This window comes from Serratia sp. DFXYC6, from assembly GCF_057196085.1.
The window spans coordinates 1,932,545-1,945,982 of record NZ_JBXUNV010000001.1; the positions used below are offsets into that span (position 1 = coordinate 1,932,545).

Annotated in this window: 17 protein-coding genes and 1 pseudogene; 8 read left to right on the top strand and 10 right to left on the bottom strand. The window is 58.5% G+C overall.

What is annotated here, in order from left to right:
* Positions 1–11: 11 nt before the first annotated feature.
* From AC2CGQ_RS09450 to AC2CGQ_RS09470, 5 genes are all read right to left on the bottom strand, one after another.
* The gene (locus AC2CGQ_RS09450; protein WP_021505534.1) at positions 12–1,184 is read right to left on the bottom strand and encodes a Gfo/Idh/MocA family protein; all 1,173 of its coding nucleotides are present in this window, start codon (positions 1,182–1,184) and stop codon (positions 12–14) included.
* Positions 1,185–1,198: 14 nt separating this feature from the next.
* Complete coding sequence (locus AC2CGQ_RS09455; RefSeq protein ID WP_021505535.1) at positions 1,199–2,122, bottom strand: TIM barrel protein; 924 nt, start codon at positions 2,120–2,122, stop codon at positions 1,199–1,201.
* Positions 2,123–2,302: 180 nt separating this feature from the next.
* The gene (locus AC2CGQ_RS09460) at positions 2,303–3,334 is read right to left on the bottom strand and encodes a LacI family DNA-binding transcriptional regulator (RefSeq protein ID WP_015377625.1); all 1,032 of its coding nucleotides are present in this window, start codon (positions 3,332–3,334) and stop codon (positions 2,303–2,305) included.
* A gap of 72 nt (positions 3,335–3,406) precedes the next feature.
* Positions 3,407–3,823, bottom strand: a complete 417-nt coding sequence (locus tag AC2CGQ_RS09465; protein WP_004941246.1) for a DUF2000 domain-containing protein — start codon at positions 3,821–3,823, stop codon at positions 3,407–3,409.
* A 98-nt stretch (positions 3,824–3,921) separates the two neighbouring features.
* On the bottom strand, positions 3,922–4,380 hold the full coding sequence (locus AC2CGQ_RS09470) for a hypothetical protein (RefSeq protein WP_484593627.1): 459 nt from the start codon (positions 4,378–4,380) through the stop codon (positions 3,922–3,924).
* A gap of 228 nt (positions 4,381–4,608) precedes the next feature.
* Here AC2CGQ_RS09470 and AC2CGQ_RS09475 point away from each other — a divergent pair, with 228 nt between their 5' ends.
* Positions 4,609–5,817 (top strand): MFS transporter, encoded by a 1,209-nt coding sequence (locus tag AC2CGQ_RS09475; RefSeq protein WP_164044750.1) that lies wholly within the window; start codon positions 4,609–4,611, stop codon positions 5,815–5,817.
* On the opposite strand, the gene AC2CGQ_RS09480 is transcribed toward AC2CGQ_RS09475, so the two are convergent.
* The gene (locus tag AC2CGQ_RS09480; protein WP_015377622.1) at positions 5,792–6,694 is read right to left on the bottom strand and encodes a LysR family transcriptional regulator; all 903 of its coding nucleotides are present in this window, start codon (positions 6,692–6,694) and stop codon (positions 5,792–5,794) included. The two genes, AC2CGQ_RS09475 and AC2CGQ_RS09480, sit on opposite strands and share 26 nt — an antisense overlap.
* Before the next feature lie 122 nt (positions 6,695–6,816).
* On the opposite strand from AC2CGQ_RS09480, the gene AC2CGQ_RS09485 reads away from it, so the two are divergent.
* Together AC2CGQ_RS09485 and AC2CGQ_RS09490 are read left to right on the top strand one after the other, a co-directional pair.
* Positions 6,817–7,557 carry an SDR family NAD(P)-dependent oxidoreductase gene (locus AC2CGQ_RS09485; protein WP_021505537.1) on the top strand — a complete coding sequence of 247 codons (741 nt, stop codon included), beginning with the start codon at positions 6,817–6,819 and terminating at the stop codon, positions 7,555–7,557.
* Between the two features lie 17 nt (positions 7,558–7,574).
* Positions 7,575–7,784, top strand: a complete 210-nt coding sequence (locus AC2CGQ_RS09490; protein ID WP_015377620.1) for a tautomerase family protein — start codon at positions 7,575–7,577, stop codon at positions 7,782–7,784.
* 84 nt (positions 7,785–7,868) lie between these two features.
* Here the strand turns inward: AC2CGQ_RS09490 and AC2CGQ_RS09495 are convergent, their stop codons facing one another.
* Positions 7,869–8,006, bottom strand: coding sequence for a hypothetical protein (locus AC2CGQ_RS09495; protein WP_004941229.1), 138 nt, complete (start codon positions 8,004–8,006; stop codon positions 7,869–7,871).
* A gap of 294 nt (positions 8,007–8,300) precedes the next feature.
* Between AC2CGQ_RS09495 and AC2CGQ_RS09500 the strand changes: the two genes are divergently transcribed.
* The gene (locus AC2CGQ_RS09500) at positions 8,301–9,416 is read left to right on the top strand and encodes an AI-2E family transporter (protein WP_015377619.1); all 1,116 of its coding nucleotides are present in this window, start codon (positions 8,301–8,303) and stop codon (positions 9,414–9,416) included.
* Between the two features lie 93 nt (positions 9,417–9,509).
* Positions 9,510–9,722: a hypothetical protein gene (locus AC2CGQ_RS09505; RefSeq protein WP_015377618.1), complete on the top strand. Its 213-nt coding sequence runs from the start codon at positions 9,510–9,512 to the stop codon at positions 9,720–9,722.
* Here AC2CGQ_RS09505 and AC2CGQ_RS09510 read toward each other — a convergent pair.
* Positions 9,719–10,138: a GNAT family N-acetyltransferase gene (locus tag AC2CGQ_RS09510; RefSeq protein WP_015377617.1), complete on the bottom strand. Its 420-nt coding sequence runs from the start codon at positions 10,136–10,138 to the stop codon at positions 9,719–9,721. The genes AC2CGQ_RS09505 and AC2CGQ_RS09510 overlap by 4 nt on opposite strands.
* Before the next feature lie 146 nt (positions 10,139–10,284).
* On the opposite strand from AC2CGQ_RS09510, the gene AC2CGQ_RS09515 reads away from it, so the two are divergent.
* Positions 10,285–10,575 (top strand): hypothetical protein, encoded by a 291-nt coding sequence (locus AC2CGQ_RS09515; protein ID WP_015377616.1) that lies wholly within the window; start codon positions 10,285–10,287, stop codon positions 10,573–10,575.
* 161 nt (positions 10,576–10,736) lie between these two features.
* On the opposite strand, the gene tolA is transcribed toward AC2CGQ_RS09515, so the two are convergent.
* Complete coding sequence (gene tolA, locus AC2CGQ_RS09520; RefSeq protein WP_166445036.1) at positions 10,737–11,180, bottom strand: cell envelope integrity protein TolA; 444 nt, start codon at positions 11,178–11,180, stop codon at positions 10,737–10,739.
* A 219-nt stretch (positions 11,181–11,399) separates the two neighbouring features.
* On the opposite strand from tolA, the gene AC2CGQ_RS09525 reads away from it, so the two are divergent.
* Together AC2CGQ_RS09525 and uspF are read left to right on the top strand one after the other, a co-directional pair.
* The gene (locus tag AC2CGQ_RS09525; RefSeq protein ID WP_099981931.1) at positions 11,400–11,945 is read left to right on the top strand and encodes a GNAT family N-acetyltransferase; all 546 of its coding nucleotides are present in this window, start codon (positions 11,400–11,402) and stop codon (positions 11,943–11,945) included.
* 232 nt (positions 11,946–12,177) lie between these two features.
* Positions 12,178–12,633 carry a universal stress protein UspF gene (uspF, locus tag AC2CGQ_RS09530; RefSeq protein WP_033633280.1) on the top strand — a complete coding sequence of 152 codons (456 nt, stop codon included), beginning with the start codon at positions 12,178–12,180 and terminating at the stop codon, positions 12,631–12,633.
* Positions 12,634–12,743: 110 nt separating this feature from the next.
* On the opposite strand, the pseudogene tnpA reads toward uspF, so the two are convergent.
* Positions 12,744–13,149: pseudogene (gene tnpA, locus AC2CGQ_RS09535) on the bottom strand (IS200/IS605 family transposase).
* Positions 13,150–13,438: the final 289 nt, after the last annotated feature.

The window sequence follows — 13,438 nt, forward strand, 5'->3', positions numbered from 1 at the left end:
GAATCGCGCGCTCAGTCGAAGGCGACCCAGCCGGCGTCGGTTTCGGCGGATTGCACGCAGCGCGCCACCCACTTCACGCCCAGCGCGCCGGCCTGCACGTCCGGGTACCAGAAGTCGGCCAGGAAGGCCGCGTCGCGCCGATCGGTGGCGTCCATCGCCAGCGCGAAGCGGCGGTAGAGATTCGACCAGGCTTCAAACAGCCCCTCCGCATGGCCGCCGCCGATGCGATCGTCCGCCAGCGCCGACGCGGCGAGATACGGCATACCGCGCTCCAGGATCCGCACCGGCTCGCCCTGCACTTCGAAGCGCAGCTGATTGGGTTGTTCATCCCACCACTCCAGGCTGGCCTTTTCACCGACAATGCGCACCTTTTGGCCGTGCATCGAACCGCAGTTGACCGCCGAAGCCCACACGGAGCCGATGGCGCCGTTGTGATACTCCATCAGCACATAGGCGTTGTCCTCCAACGGCGCGCGCGACGGCACAAAGCTTTGTCGGCTGCAGAGCAGCCGCCGGATCTTCAGCTGCGGCGCCATGGTTTCCGCCAGGAACAGCGTGTGGGTCGCCAGATCGCCCAGCACATAGCTGGGGCCGACAAAGCGCGGATCGACCCGCCAGCGGGTGCTGGGATTATCCTGCTCCACCGGCGCGGCGTGGAAGCCGTGGGCGAACTGCATATTCACCAGCCGAATTTCCCCCAGCCGGCCATCGGCAATCATCTGCCGCGCCTGCAAAATCATCTGGTGCCCGGCATAGCCGTAGGTCACGCCGATGACTTTGCGCTGCCGCTCGCACAGCGCCGCCAGCGCCTGTGCCTCTTCGTCGCTGAAACACAGCGGCTTCTCGCATACCACGTGCAATCCCGCCTCCAGCGCCGCCCGGCAAATGGCGTAATGGGTGTTGTTCGGCGTGGCGATCGAGACCGCTTCAATGCCGTCCGCCCGCGCGGCTTCGGCGCGGAACATTTCGGCATAATCCGCATAACAGCGCTCCGCCGCCACGCCCAGACTCCGGCCAAAATCACGCCCGCGTTCGGCGTCAATGTCGAACGCGCCGGCCAACAGAGTAAACGCGCCGTCGCGCAAGGCCGCCGAACGATGGATGTAACCGATCTGGCTGGTGCCGCCGCCGCCGACCATGCCCCAGCGCAACGATCTCGCCAAAGGTTTGCTGCCGTTGATCATCGTGTTTCTCCTGATTAAAAGCCGAGGCCGCGCAAGTAGCGCAAGCTGGCGGTGACGTCCTGCAGGCTGCCCTGCACATTGCGCGGATCGCGCTCCTGCTCGATAGTGATCCAGCCCCGGTATCCGCGCTCGGCCAACAGCGCACGCAGCTGCGGATAATCGATCGCCCCGCTGCCCAACGGGCACATGACGCCCTCGGCGCAGGCGGTGAAGAAATCGACGCCGCGCGCCAGCACCTCGCGGAACACCTGCGGATCGACGTCTTTGAAGTGCAGATAATCGAGGCGATCAAAGTGCTTGATCAGCCAGGCAGCCGGGTCCAGCCCGGCGTAATACAGATGGCCGGTATCCAGGCACAATCCGGCGGTGTGATGCGGAATGTCCGCCGCCAACCGGTCGATTTCGTCGGCGAACTCGATACAGCCGCCGGCGTGCGGATGCACCACCGGCCGCACGCCGTATTCCCGCCAGGCCAGTTCGCTGATGCGCGTAATGTGCCCGATCATCCTCTGCCACTCCGCCTGCGACAAACGCGGTGCTAAATCTGAACGCCCGGCGAATCTGGCGCGTTGCGGATTGCCGAAATCGATAATTACCAGGAACGGCGGCGCGGCGCGATCGCCCTCGCTCGGCTCCGCCCTGGGCGCCCGCGAGAGGTTGCGGCAAATCCGATGCGTCAGATCCAGCAGGCGCTCAATGTTCGCCTCGCTGACCAGATCGTCAAAAATCGTGCCGGCCACCAGCGACAGACGATGCTGCTCCAGCGCGGCGCACAGCGCCTCGCTCTGCGTCGGCAGATAGCCCCACGGCCCCAGCTCGATGCTGCGGTAGCCGGCCGCCGACGCTTCTTGCAGAACCGTGGCGTAGGGCGGCAAATGGGGGTTGTTCGGATCATCTACGCCCCAACTGCAGGGCGCATTGGCGATAGGCAAAGTCATGGCGACGGCTCCTTTTTTGCAGGGAATGCCGGCAGTATCAAACAAAAATTCCAAAACCATCAATAATGAAAATTTTATTTTTTGATAGAGATCGCGCTATTTTTGATAAAATATTTGATGGTTTTTAATCAAATATAGGCGGCGCCTGGCTGCGCCCAGCAGAATACGGCTCAGCGGCCGTCAGAGGTTTTCTTTGGTGATCACATCGAAGCGATTAATGATGTGGCGTAATCCCGGTTGTTCATCGGCGGCGAGTAACGTCTCGACGATCGTGGCGGCCAATTCGGGAATGCGGTGGCACAGCAGCAGATCCACCGTGCCGTCGAGCAGCGCCATTTCACCGCCCTGCACCGGGCCGTGGCACACCAGCGTGATGTCGCGCTGCCGGCCGCTCTCTCGCAACGCCTGAATAATGCCCTCCACACCGCCGCTCGGCGCGTAAAGCGCCGCCAGCTCCGGGTGGCTCGCCAGCAGTTCACGCGTGACCCGGCGCGCCGTTTCCGCGTCCTCATGGCTGCGCACCGGCTCCAGCACGCGCTGACCGCTCATCTGCTCACGCAGATAGGAGCGGAAACCGATCTCGCAGGCCTCCTGACACGTAAAACGGTTGTCGCCGATGATCACGCCGACGTCGCCCTGCCGCCGGCACAGACGATCCACCGCCCAGCCGGCGGTGCGGCCCGCTTTTTGATTATCCAGACCGATGTAGCCGGCGCGGCTGGGCACCGATAAATCCGACAGCAGCGCGAAAACGTTGATGCCCGCCTGGGCGGCTTCTTCTACGGCATAGTGGATCAGGGGGTGATCCAGCGCCAGCACGCCGATCGCTTCCACCTGGCGGCTCAATTGGCTAATGGCGGCGGCGGTGTCGCCGATGGCATTGAGAGAGTGAAAGATAAACTGCGGCGGCTGACCCGGCTCATGATACGGCGCCGCTTGCGCCATCAGCTCATCGGCCAGTTGCGCATAGAAAGAGTGTTCGCGCCGCAGCAGGATGAACCCCATTCTCAGGCGGCGTTCCGGCCTGCCCAGCACCGCCGACAGGCAGTGGGACTTCTCCAACGCGAACCCCAACTTTTTCGCCGCCTCAATCACCCGGCGCTGGGTGACGGGCCGCACCGACGCGCGTTGGTTGATCACCCGATCGACGGTGGCGATGCCGACCCGCGCCTCTCTGGCGATGGCCGCCATGGTGGTTTTCTTGCCGCTCATGTTCATCTCCATCAACGATTTGATGGAAAAATATCATAGCCGTTGCCGCCCCTGATGTGATGCCGTTCGCGATTAACGGTAGACGGAGAACTTCTTGGTGAGCGGCTTAAGCTGTTCAGTGTCGCCGTAGAGCGCCACCGCCACGAAATCCAACTGCTCGTAAGGCGTGTTGGCGGTGTCGGCGATCTGCTGCTCGGCGGAGTGCGACAGCATGGTGGTGGTGAAGAAGTTGGACAGCACGCCCTCCTCCTTGCATTTGAGGATCAGGTTGCTGAGCTGGCTGCTGTTTTTAGCCTGCAGGATGACGATCGGGTAGTGGCTCATATTGGCGCTGACGCCGTCGAGGCTGCTCGGATAGTGGTGAAACTCGCGCTGCTCGATCAGATCGGTGATGCCCGCCGTCAGATGGCAGGAGGCGTTAAACAGCGTGGCCGGTTCGTGATTGCGGTTGAGGATGATATAAAACTTTTTCTCGTTGTCGCTGTACATACTCTTCTCCTTGAATAGACAGCCAGTTTTACCCAACCGGCGCACGGTTTCAAGGCACGATAAGGGGCCGCGTCCGGCCCCGTGGTAGCACTGCCGGCTCAGACCGCGCCTTCGCCAGGCCCCAGCGGCTGGGCCACCTGATGCAGCACGGTGATGTTCTGCAAAATAGTGCCGCCGTCGATCGGTTTCATCTGGCCGTCGCGATCTTTATAGTGCGTCGGTTTGGCCCCGTGGAAGAACAGCCCGGCGTTGACCTGCACCCCCAGATAACCGGCGCTGGCCGGCAGGCGCTGCACGTCGGTCCAGGGGTGGGAAACCGGCACATACTGGAAGCCTGCGCTGGTCTTGGCGTACAGCGGGCGCAGCAGCGTGACAAAGGCCATCATCGGCGACAGCGCCTCTGTAAAGATCTGCACCGGCCGATCGACCGTCATCAGGAAACCCTGCGGCTGCTCCTCAACCGTGTCGAAGGTCAGGCTGCTGCTGATATCGTCACCCCGGCCGCCATAGCTCCATTCAATGGCCGGCGCCCTACTCTCGTTCATCATCTCTGACATACACTGCTCCTTATAAAGTGAATTCAACACGCCTGCTGCGTGCCGGAACAGTAAACCGTTGCAGGGGGACACGCGTCCACGCCGGGCGGCACGCTGGCGCTCCAAACAACGAGGCGCGCAAAATAAAGCTCGAAATGAATAATTTCCCCACGTGACAGCGCAGCATTTGAACGACTTCTGTCGTAGCGCAGACGCATAGTGAGGGCGTTACCGCCACTGGAGAGTGTTATGACTGCGATTAAACCGGACGCCATCGACCGCGTTCTCCCCGCCGCCACGCCCTGGCTGGCCGTCATCAATGTGCTGTTCGCCGGCATCGCCGCGGCGCTGCACGTGGGCAAGGCCACCATCGCGCTGCCGGCGCTGCAGGCCGAGTTCGGCCGCTCGCTGGAGGCACTAAGCTGGGTCATCTCGGCGTTTCCTTTCGTCGGGGTGTTCGGCGGCATAGCCGCCGGGCTGCTGGTGCGCCGCTGGGGCGACCGGCGCCTGCTGGCGTTCGGGCTGCTGATCATCAGCGCCGCCAGCTTCGCCGGCGCCACGCGGCACGACTTCAGCGGGCTGATCGTCAGCCGCTTTGTCGAAGGCCTCGGCTTCGTGATCGTGGTGGTTGCCTCGCCGGCGGTGCTGAACCGCATCGTCGCCCCGGCGCAGCGCAGCCTGGTTTTTGGCATCTGGAGCACCTTCATGCCGGCGGGCATCGCCATTTCGCTGTTTTTCGGCCCGCATCTGGCCGACTGGCAGCAGAGCTGGCAGGCCGGTGCGGCGCTGACGCTGCTGGCCGCCCTGCTGCTGCCGCTGACCACATCCCGCCGCGCCGCCGACGCGCACTCGCCGTCTCTGCCGCTGCGGCAGGCGCTGGGCGCGATGCTGCGGGCGCGTCAGCCGCTGTTGCTGGCGCTGATGTTCACCACATACAACCTGCAGTTTTTCTCGGTAATGACCTTTTTGCCGATCTTTCTGATGCAGCGCATCGGCCTGTCACTGGCGGCCGCCGGCGGCATCAGCGCGGCGGCGGTGGCGGCCAACATCATCGGCAACCTCGCCGCCGGCGTGCTGCTGTCGCGCGGCCTGCCCGCCAGAACGCTGCTCGCCGCCACCAGCCTGTTGATCGGGGTCTTCGGCGTCGGCATTTTCCTGCCGATGACGCCCAACGGCCTGCTGATCCCGCTGTGTTTCCTGTTCTGCGCCATCGCCGGCATACTGCCCGCCACCATTCTGGCCGCCACGCCGGCGGCGACGCCGGAACCGACGCTGCTGCCGCTGAGCCTCGGGCTGGTGATGCAGGGAAACTACCTCGGCCAGGTGATCGGCCCGGTCGCGCTGAGCGCCATCGTGGCCGCAGCCGGCTGGGCTGCCCCGGCGTGGCTGGTGCTGGCGGCGGCGGTGTCTGGAGCGGTATTGGCGCTGGCGGCTACGCTTGCGTCAGGAAATCGATGAATTTCCGCACCTTCAGCGGGACAAAGCGCGCATAGGGGTAAAGCAGGATGAAGGGACGCGAGGCGCCGGCGTAATCTTTCAATACCTCGACCAGCGCCCCGCTGCTCAACTCTTGTTCGACGGTAAAGCGATACACCTGCATCAGTCCGGCGCCGCTTTTCACCAGCGTCAGTGTGGCGAGGTAATCTTCCTGGCAAAGCCAGCGTCCGGCAGTATCCACTTTGCTGTTTTCGCCCTGAACCTTAAACGTCCAGGCGGTTTTTCTGCCGGTGCTGGGCAACGCATACTGAATGCAATCGTGCCGGGCCAGATCCGCCGGCGTGAGCGGCGCAGGGTGGCGTTGCAAATAGCCCGGCGTCGCCACCACGATCAGTTCAGCCTCCTCCAGACGCCGCGCCGCCAGGCCGGAGTCGTTCAGCTCGCTGCCGCGAATGGCGACGTCGAATTTATCTTCGGAGAAATCGATATTCTGATTGCTGACGTGCAGATTCAGCTTGAGATCGGGATAGCGTTGCGCAAACTCGGGCAAACGCGGCAACAGCCTAAAATGCGCGTACAGCGTCGGCGCGCTGATGCTGAGCGTGCCCACCGGTTTGTCCCGTTCGCCGGAAATGCTCGCCTCGGCCTCCATCAGCTGGCTCAGCGCCCGGCGACATTCCAGGTAATAACGCTGGCCGGCATCCGTGACGCGCATCTGGCGTGTGGTGCGGATAAACAGCTTCGCCTGCAATCGCGTCTCCAGACGCGCGACCGAGCGGCTGACCGCCGCAGGGGTTATCCCGGCGGCATTGGCCGCTGCGGTGAAGCTGCCGGTTTCTACCGTCAGGCAAAACAGCTCGATGCTGCCCACCTGAACGTCGTCAAAATGGCGTTGCATGTCTCTCCCTGCTAATTCATTACATAAGGTATAAATTAAAGTTCTTTCCCCCTCATTTTTCAATCATCAGGTATGGATTACCGTTCACGTACGATCAATCCCTATCCTGTCGAGGAGAGAAAATGAGCAAAGTAAAAACGGTCATCGTCACGGGCGCATCGAGCGGCTTGGGCTTCGCCATCGCGCAAGCCTACCTGGCGCGCGGCTATCAGGTTGTCGCAAACGCCCGTTCGTTTGAACGGCTGCAGGCGGCGGCGGACAAACTCGGCCGCCCGGCCAATCTGCTGCTGGCGCCGGGAGACATCGCGCTGCCGGAAACCGCCGAACGGTTGTTCAGCCTGGCGATACAGGCTTTTGGTCAGGTAGATATTCTCATCAATAACGCCGGCATATTTATCGCCAAGCCGATCGCCGACTATACGCCGGAGGAGGTCGACGCGATGGTGGCAACCAATCTGAAAGGCTTCTTCTACCCGGCGCAGGCCGCCGCCCGGCATATGCAGCAACGCGGTGCCGGCCACATCGTCGCCATCACCGCGTCGATCGCCATGCAGCCCAACAGCAAAGTGCCCGCTTTGCTGCCGGTGCTGATTAAAGGCGGCCTTAACCACGCCGTGCGCGAGCTGGCATTGGAGTTAGCGCCGCACAACGTGATGGTCAACGCCGTGGCGCCCGGCATCATCGCCACGCCGATGCATCAAAATGATGAACAGAGTCTGGCGCAGATGCGGCAACTGGCGCCAACCGGCCGCGTCGGCCAGCCGCAGGACATCGTCGATGCGGTGCTGTATCTGACCGACGCCAATTTCGTTACCGGCGCGGCGCTCGCGGTTGACGGCGGCGCCACCGCCGGCGTCTGGTGAAACCGGGGAGAAACGCCATGCCATACGTCAACATTAAAGTGACCGACGAAGGGGTCAGCGCCGCGCAAAAGCGCATGCTGATCGAGGGAACCACCGCGCTGCTGGAGCAGGTGCTGAATAAGCCACGCCACACCACTTTCGTGGTGATTGACGAGGTAGCCACCGACAACTGGGGCGTCGGCGGAGAGAGCGTCACCGCCCTGCGCGCCAAAGAACGAGGCGAATGACGGGCGATTTATTCTGGGATCCAGTGTTGTAGGGTACAGCTGCTAGTTATCGTTATCGGGTCTGCGTGGTGAGATCAATCACGCTCAGCGCGAAGGATAAGGCCAGTGATGGTCCAGACCCGATAATGACAAGGCGCCGGTCGCGGCAAGATAAACCAGCACACCGGCGAAAGCGATCAGCAGCACCTTTTCGATAACGGCAAGTCGTTTGTGTTCAGTCATTTGCATACTCCTTCGTGGTATCGGGCGAACGGCCGCCCTCCTAAAAACTAGGAAAGCCTGGCGCAGGCGGCAAGCGCGGCTCACAAAATGAAACACAATCGATAAATTTTGTTAATTATTTAGCCCTCTTTCTTTTCTCACGCCGCCGCCTGTTCACCGTGCGGCGCCCGCCTTGCCCTTAATAACCCTATGGAATACGCCACTAAAAATCCCCTACCGGTTAAGCAAAGGTGATGATAGTGTTGTTTTCATTCAGTTCATCTATGCTGAAAATTCATCTTTTGAGGGACGACTATGATGTCTAAAGGCATTTCCAAGGGATTCTTTATTCTGATCCTGTTCATCGTTACCGCCGCCTTTCTCGACGTGCTGGGGCCTTATTACTCCTCGGTGCTGTGGGCGGTTATTCTGGCGGTGATTTTCCATCCGGTGAAAAAGAAGTTGAAGCAGTACGTCGGCGAACGCAACGGCGTGGTGTCGCTGCTGACGGTGGCGCTGATTTGCCTGATCGTGTTCACGCCGTTGGCGATCATCGCCTCGTCGCTGGCGATGGAATTCAACGTGATCTACACCAAGCTGCAGACCAACAACAGCCAATTGCCGACCATGCTGGCGGACTTTATGCGCCACCTGCCCAGCTGGGCGCAGCGCTTCCTGGCGGAGCATAACCTCAACAGCGCCGCCGAGATCCAAAAGCAGCTTTCCGAGGTGGCGCTCAAGGGCGGGCAATATCTGGCGGGCAGCGTGTTCCTGATCGGCAAGGGCACCTTCAACTTCGTCGTCGGCTTCGGCGTGATGCTCTATCTGCTGTTCTTCCTGCTGAAAGACGGCCCCTATCTGGTGAACCTGGCGCTCGAAGCGCTGCCGCTCTCCCAGCACGTGAAACACCATCTGTTCGTCAAGTTCGCCGCCGTCTCCCGCGCCACCGTCAAGGGCACGGTGGTGGTCGCCGTGGTGCAAGGTGCGCTCGGCGGGCTGGCGTTTTACTTTACCGGCATCGACGGCAGCCTGCTGTGGGGCGCGCTGATGGCGTTCCTGTCGATCATCCCGGCCGTGGGCTCCGCCATCATCTGGGTGCCGGCGGTGATCTACTTCTTCGCCACCGGCATGCTGTGGAAAGCCATTTTCCTGGTAGTGTTCTTCGTGGTGGTGATCGGCCTGGTGGACAACATCCTGCGCCCGCTGCTGGTGGGCAAAGACACCAAAATGCCGGACTACCTGATCCTGATCTCCACCCTGGGTGGCATGGAGATCTACGGCATCAACGGCTTCGTTATCGGCCCCTTGATCGCCGCGCTGTTCATCGCCTGCTGGAACATCCTGTCCGGCCGCGACAGCGAGGAGAATATCGAAGAGATCGACGAAGAATTTATCGAGGAAGGCAAAAACCATCCCGACGCGGTGGAGTAAACCTCCCGCAGCGAATCACGCAGGGGCCCGTTTGGGCCCCTTTTTTTGTCTGTGGTATCCTTGCCAGGCTCACAAGGAAGAACGGGTTTCGTTATGCTTATTTTCTACGCCACGCTGGCCATCGCCTTCACCCTGCTGTGCCTGCTGGCCTTTATCTTTTGTGCTTACCAGCTTTCGAAGCACGGCGACGTCAAATTTTTGGCCTCGCTTTCGGTGCTGATCTTCGCGCTGCTGGCCTTCTATGCCGCTTATGGCTACGTCAGCACCTGGCTGCAACAGCAGGCGGTCGATGTCCGGTTGTATTAGCGCAGCGGGATAAAAAAGACCTGCTCCGGATCGCCGTCATCGAGATTGTCAATCTGGCCGCTGGCGACAAATCCGGCGTTCAGCAGCAGCCGCTGCATCGGCAGGTTGGAACGATTGGTGGAAGTGAACAGCTTCGGGTGTCGGCAATGGGACTTCAATGCCGTAATCAACGCCTGCCCGACGCCCCGGCGGCGATAGCGCTCGCCGACCATCAGCATCTCGATAAAACCGCAGCCGAAGAAGTGATAGTGCAGTACGCCATAGCCCATCACCACGTCCTGTTCCTCGGCAAGATAGCAATCCCCCTGCCCGCACCAGGCGCGGATCTGCGCCGCGCGCTGCGGTTCGTGTTCGGCGACGCTGTCGAGGGCGATCAGGGCTGCGACATCGGTTTCAGTGGCAAGACGAACAAACATGTTTATCCCTTCATTCTGATGGGGGGCGGCGACACCGCTTCAACGAAACGGCAACCGAAGCGGGATAATTTTTACATCCCCGCCGAATTTTGTAATCCTATTATAGAGTTACTAAAACACACGCCAAGGAAGGAAAGCTTTTCCCGATGAGCATACCGCAAATACCCGCCGCCCTGCTGTTTACCCTGCTGCTGGCGGGCTGCCAGTTCCACAAAACCGTGTTCCCGCCGCCGTATATCGGCACCCCGCAAGAGATCAGCACCTACGAAGTGAAAGGGCTGACGTTTGTCACCACCGTTACCTTCAGCGGCCTGTTCGCCGAAGATCTGGTGCGCGAATACGCACAGAAACATCACTATCGCTACTATGTGGTCACGATGCGCAGCAACGGTTTTAAAGACCGAAGCGAGCGCGTGAGCGCGATGATGTATCGGTAAACCCTAGCGACATATACCGTGAAATAATGCCGAAAAAACTGGCTTCAGCATTAGGAAACGTTATACGAAACATTGCCCAACCCAATACTCACAGGCCGCATGAAAGTACGGCCTATGGCTTTGGTTTAATTGTCTAGCATCGCAGTTGCCGCCCTTTATCTTTACTGCGGACGAAATTCCAACGTGCTGCTTTTGACCGCTTCGTAAACCGCGGCCGTTGGCGGCTTAGGCAGACGCGCATTGGCGATTGCCTTGATCGCGGCCTGGCAAAGTTCCGGTTCCCCTTGTTCAGCCCGAATGCTGATCAGCATACCGTCCGGTGCCAGCTTGATGCTCAATGTGCAACGCTTGCCTGAGTAGGCTTCGGCATCTTTCAAATGGCTTTGAATCGCGGCCTGCAACTGGGCGATATAGTGTTCTTTCTCTTTTCCCGGCGCCGGCTTCTTTGGGTCGCCAAGGTTGGTGAAAAGATCGTCAACCTCTTTATTTACCGGATCGGTTTGGCTGGGGGCAGTGCTCTTGGCACACCCCGCTAATGCCAGCGCGGTCATCGCCGCCAATACTGTGGCAACGCCGGTTTTATAGCCTGAATGCGTTATTTTCATATCCCTGTCCTTATGGATAAATCGGTTAACAATTGGCCTTGCAACGATCTCAATACTATCTAACGTATTGAATTATCATTGATCTTGACAAAGGTATATCAGCGTCAACAACGCTTAAACATACGTTATTTTCTCCGAATTAACAGCAGCATGTTTATCCCGGTGTTAATTTGGCTAATGTTAGAATAACAGCCGAAAATACCTATTTTATGAGGCATTATGATCTTCACCCACACACCACGACTCATCCTTCGTGCATTCAATAGCAAAGATGCCGATGCACTCTTTGACTACCTCTCATCACCCCGAGCGCCCTGTTTTTATGATGAAAAACTCGCTTCCCTTGCAGAAGCAATGGAAGAAGTCAAAAAACGCGCTCTCGATACCAGTCAGTTCGCTGTTTGTCTTAAAGAGAGCGACGAGCTTATCGGCCATCTGTTCGCCGATAACAGCGAAGAGCCGGATCCCAATACCTGGAGCGTTGGTTGGCACTTTAACTCGAGTTATGAAGGCCAGGGTTTTGCCACAGAAGCAGTCACGGCGTTGTTTGATTATTTATTTACTCAAAAAGCAGCCAGACGCCTGTATGCCTATGTTGAAGACTATAATACGGCCTCACAGAGGCTTTGCGATCGTCTTCATATGTTTCAGGAAGGTTGCTTCAGGGAGTTTGTGTCGTTTGCATCTGAAGATGGCGGCGAAGAGCTGTATGATAATACGTTCGTATACGCGTTGCTTAAAAAAGAGTGGCTGACACGCACTTAGTCTCTCATGTTCAAGAACGTCAGCAAGCGCGAACGTTAGGTTTTGATAACTTGCTGTTCCGCCTCTGCTGACATTCCCCACTTCTAGCCACTAGCCTAGAGCGCCATTTCCGCCTACCTTAAATTTTCGGCGGCCAACTTTACCTGGTTCTGCCATACCGATCGCCGTTTTCCCTGCGTCAAGCAGCTATAATCCAAAAAGTGGAGTTTTTTGAAAACGATAAGGAGGGAGTATGTACAAAACTATTTTGGTTCCCGTGGATATTACCGAACCGGAATTAACACAGCAGGTCATCCCGCATGTCAACGCGCTCGCCAGGCTCGAAGACTCCCACGTCCATTTCCTGGCGGTGATCCCGTCGCGCGCCACCTATGCCGCTTTCGGCTTTGCCGCCACGGCGGCGATAGAAACCAAAGACGAAATCATTGCGGTAGCAACCGAGGGGCTGGCAAAAGCGGCCAAAGAATTCAGCGTGCCTGAAGATAGAGTGACCACGCACGTTGCCGTCGGCGATCCCAAAGATCAGATCCTGGAGCTCGCCGATGCGCTCAACGCGGAGATTATCGTGATGGGTTCCAACCGCCCTTCTGCGATCACTTATCTCCTCGGCTCCAATGCCACCGCCGTCGTCCGCCACGCCAATTGCCCTGTGCTGGTGGTGCGTGAATCGGCTAACGCCGCGCGGTGATCTTGTCCGATACCTTGTGCATTCGGACAGTAGACAGTCAAAGACCACCTCCTGAGGAGGTGGCTTTACATGAAGCCCCTTAAAAGGGGGCAATATTCGAGTTAATCCTGCTACAATTCCATCTGCTGTTCGATCTCCTGGTCTCTTTCATCCTGATGCTTTACGTATCTCTGATAATTTCCTCGTTTATCCTTACCGTATTCCCTTGCCCCAAAATGGTTGCCTCACAGCTTCTTGCGTATGTGCGGAAAACGACTGTAAAGGCGGATTGCACTGCATCCTTTTAGGACGTCCATCAACGTATAAGTCGATAACTTCGGTGGGACAAATGCTCGTGAGTTGGTGAATATTTAGCTCCAAAACCTCACAGACCTTCATGTTGCAGAGGATGGAAATTGTTCAATAGAGCTCTTTCCCCACCTTGTCGCAAAGTATTTGAAGTCGATACTTCGGCGTCCAGACTTGGTGGTATTTGCAACGACAGAACACATGTGATGAACTCTTGTATAAACCCATATTGGTAATTTCCAGCTTACTAGTGGTGAGTAAGCTGGAATATACCGGCATGGGTTTCCTTCAGACTATAGCCTCCCAAGAATAATTGCCCCCCAGCTTTCCAGCATAAATTTTTGTAAATCAGGTAGAATTGCAGCAAGGGCTTTTAATGTTTAAATTGGACTTCCGGAGAATAAACGGTAAACTCTCCCAGCCCCCGTTTTCAGAACACCTTAGAGGCAAATTCATTTAATTTCGGGAATCTTAAAAGGCATACTCGCCCCATAAAAAAACCGCGCATGGCGCGGCT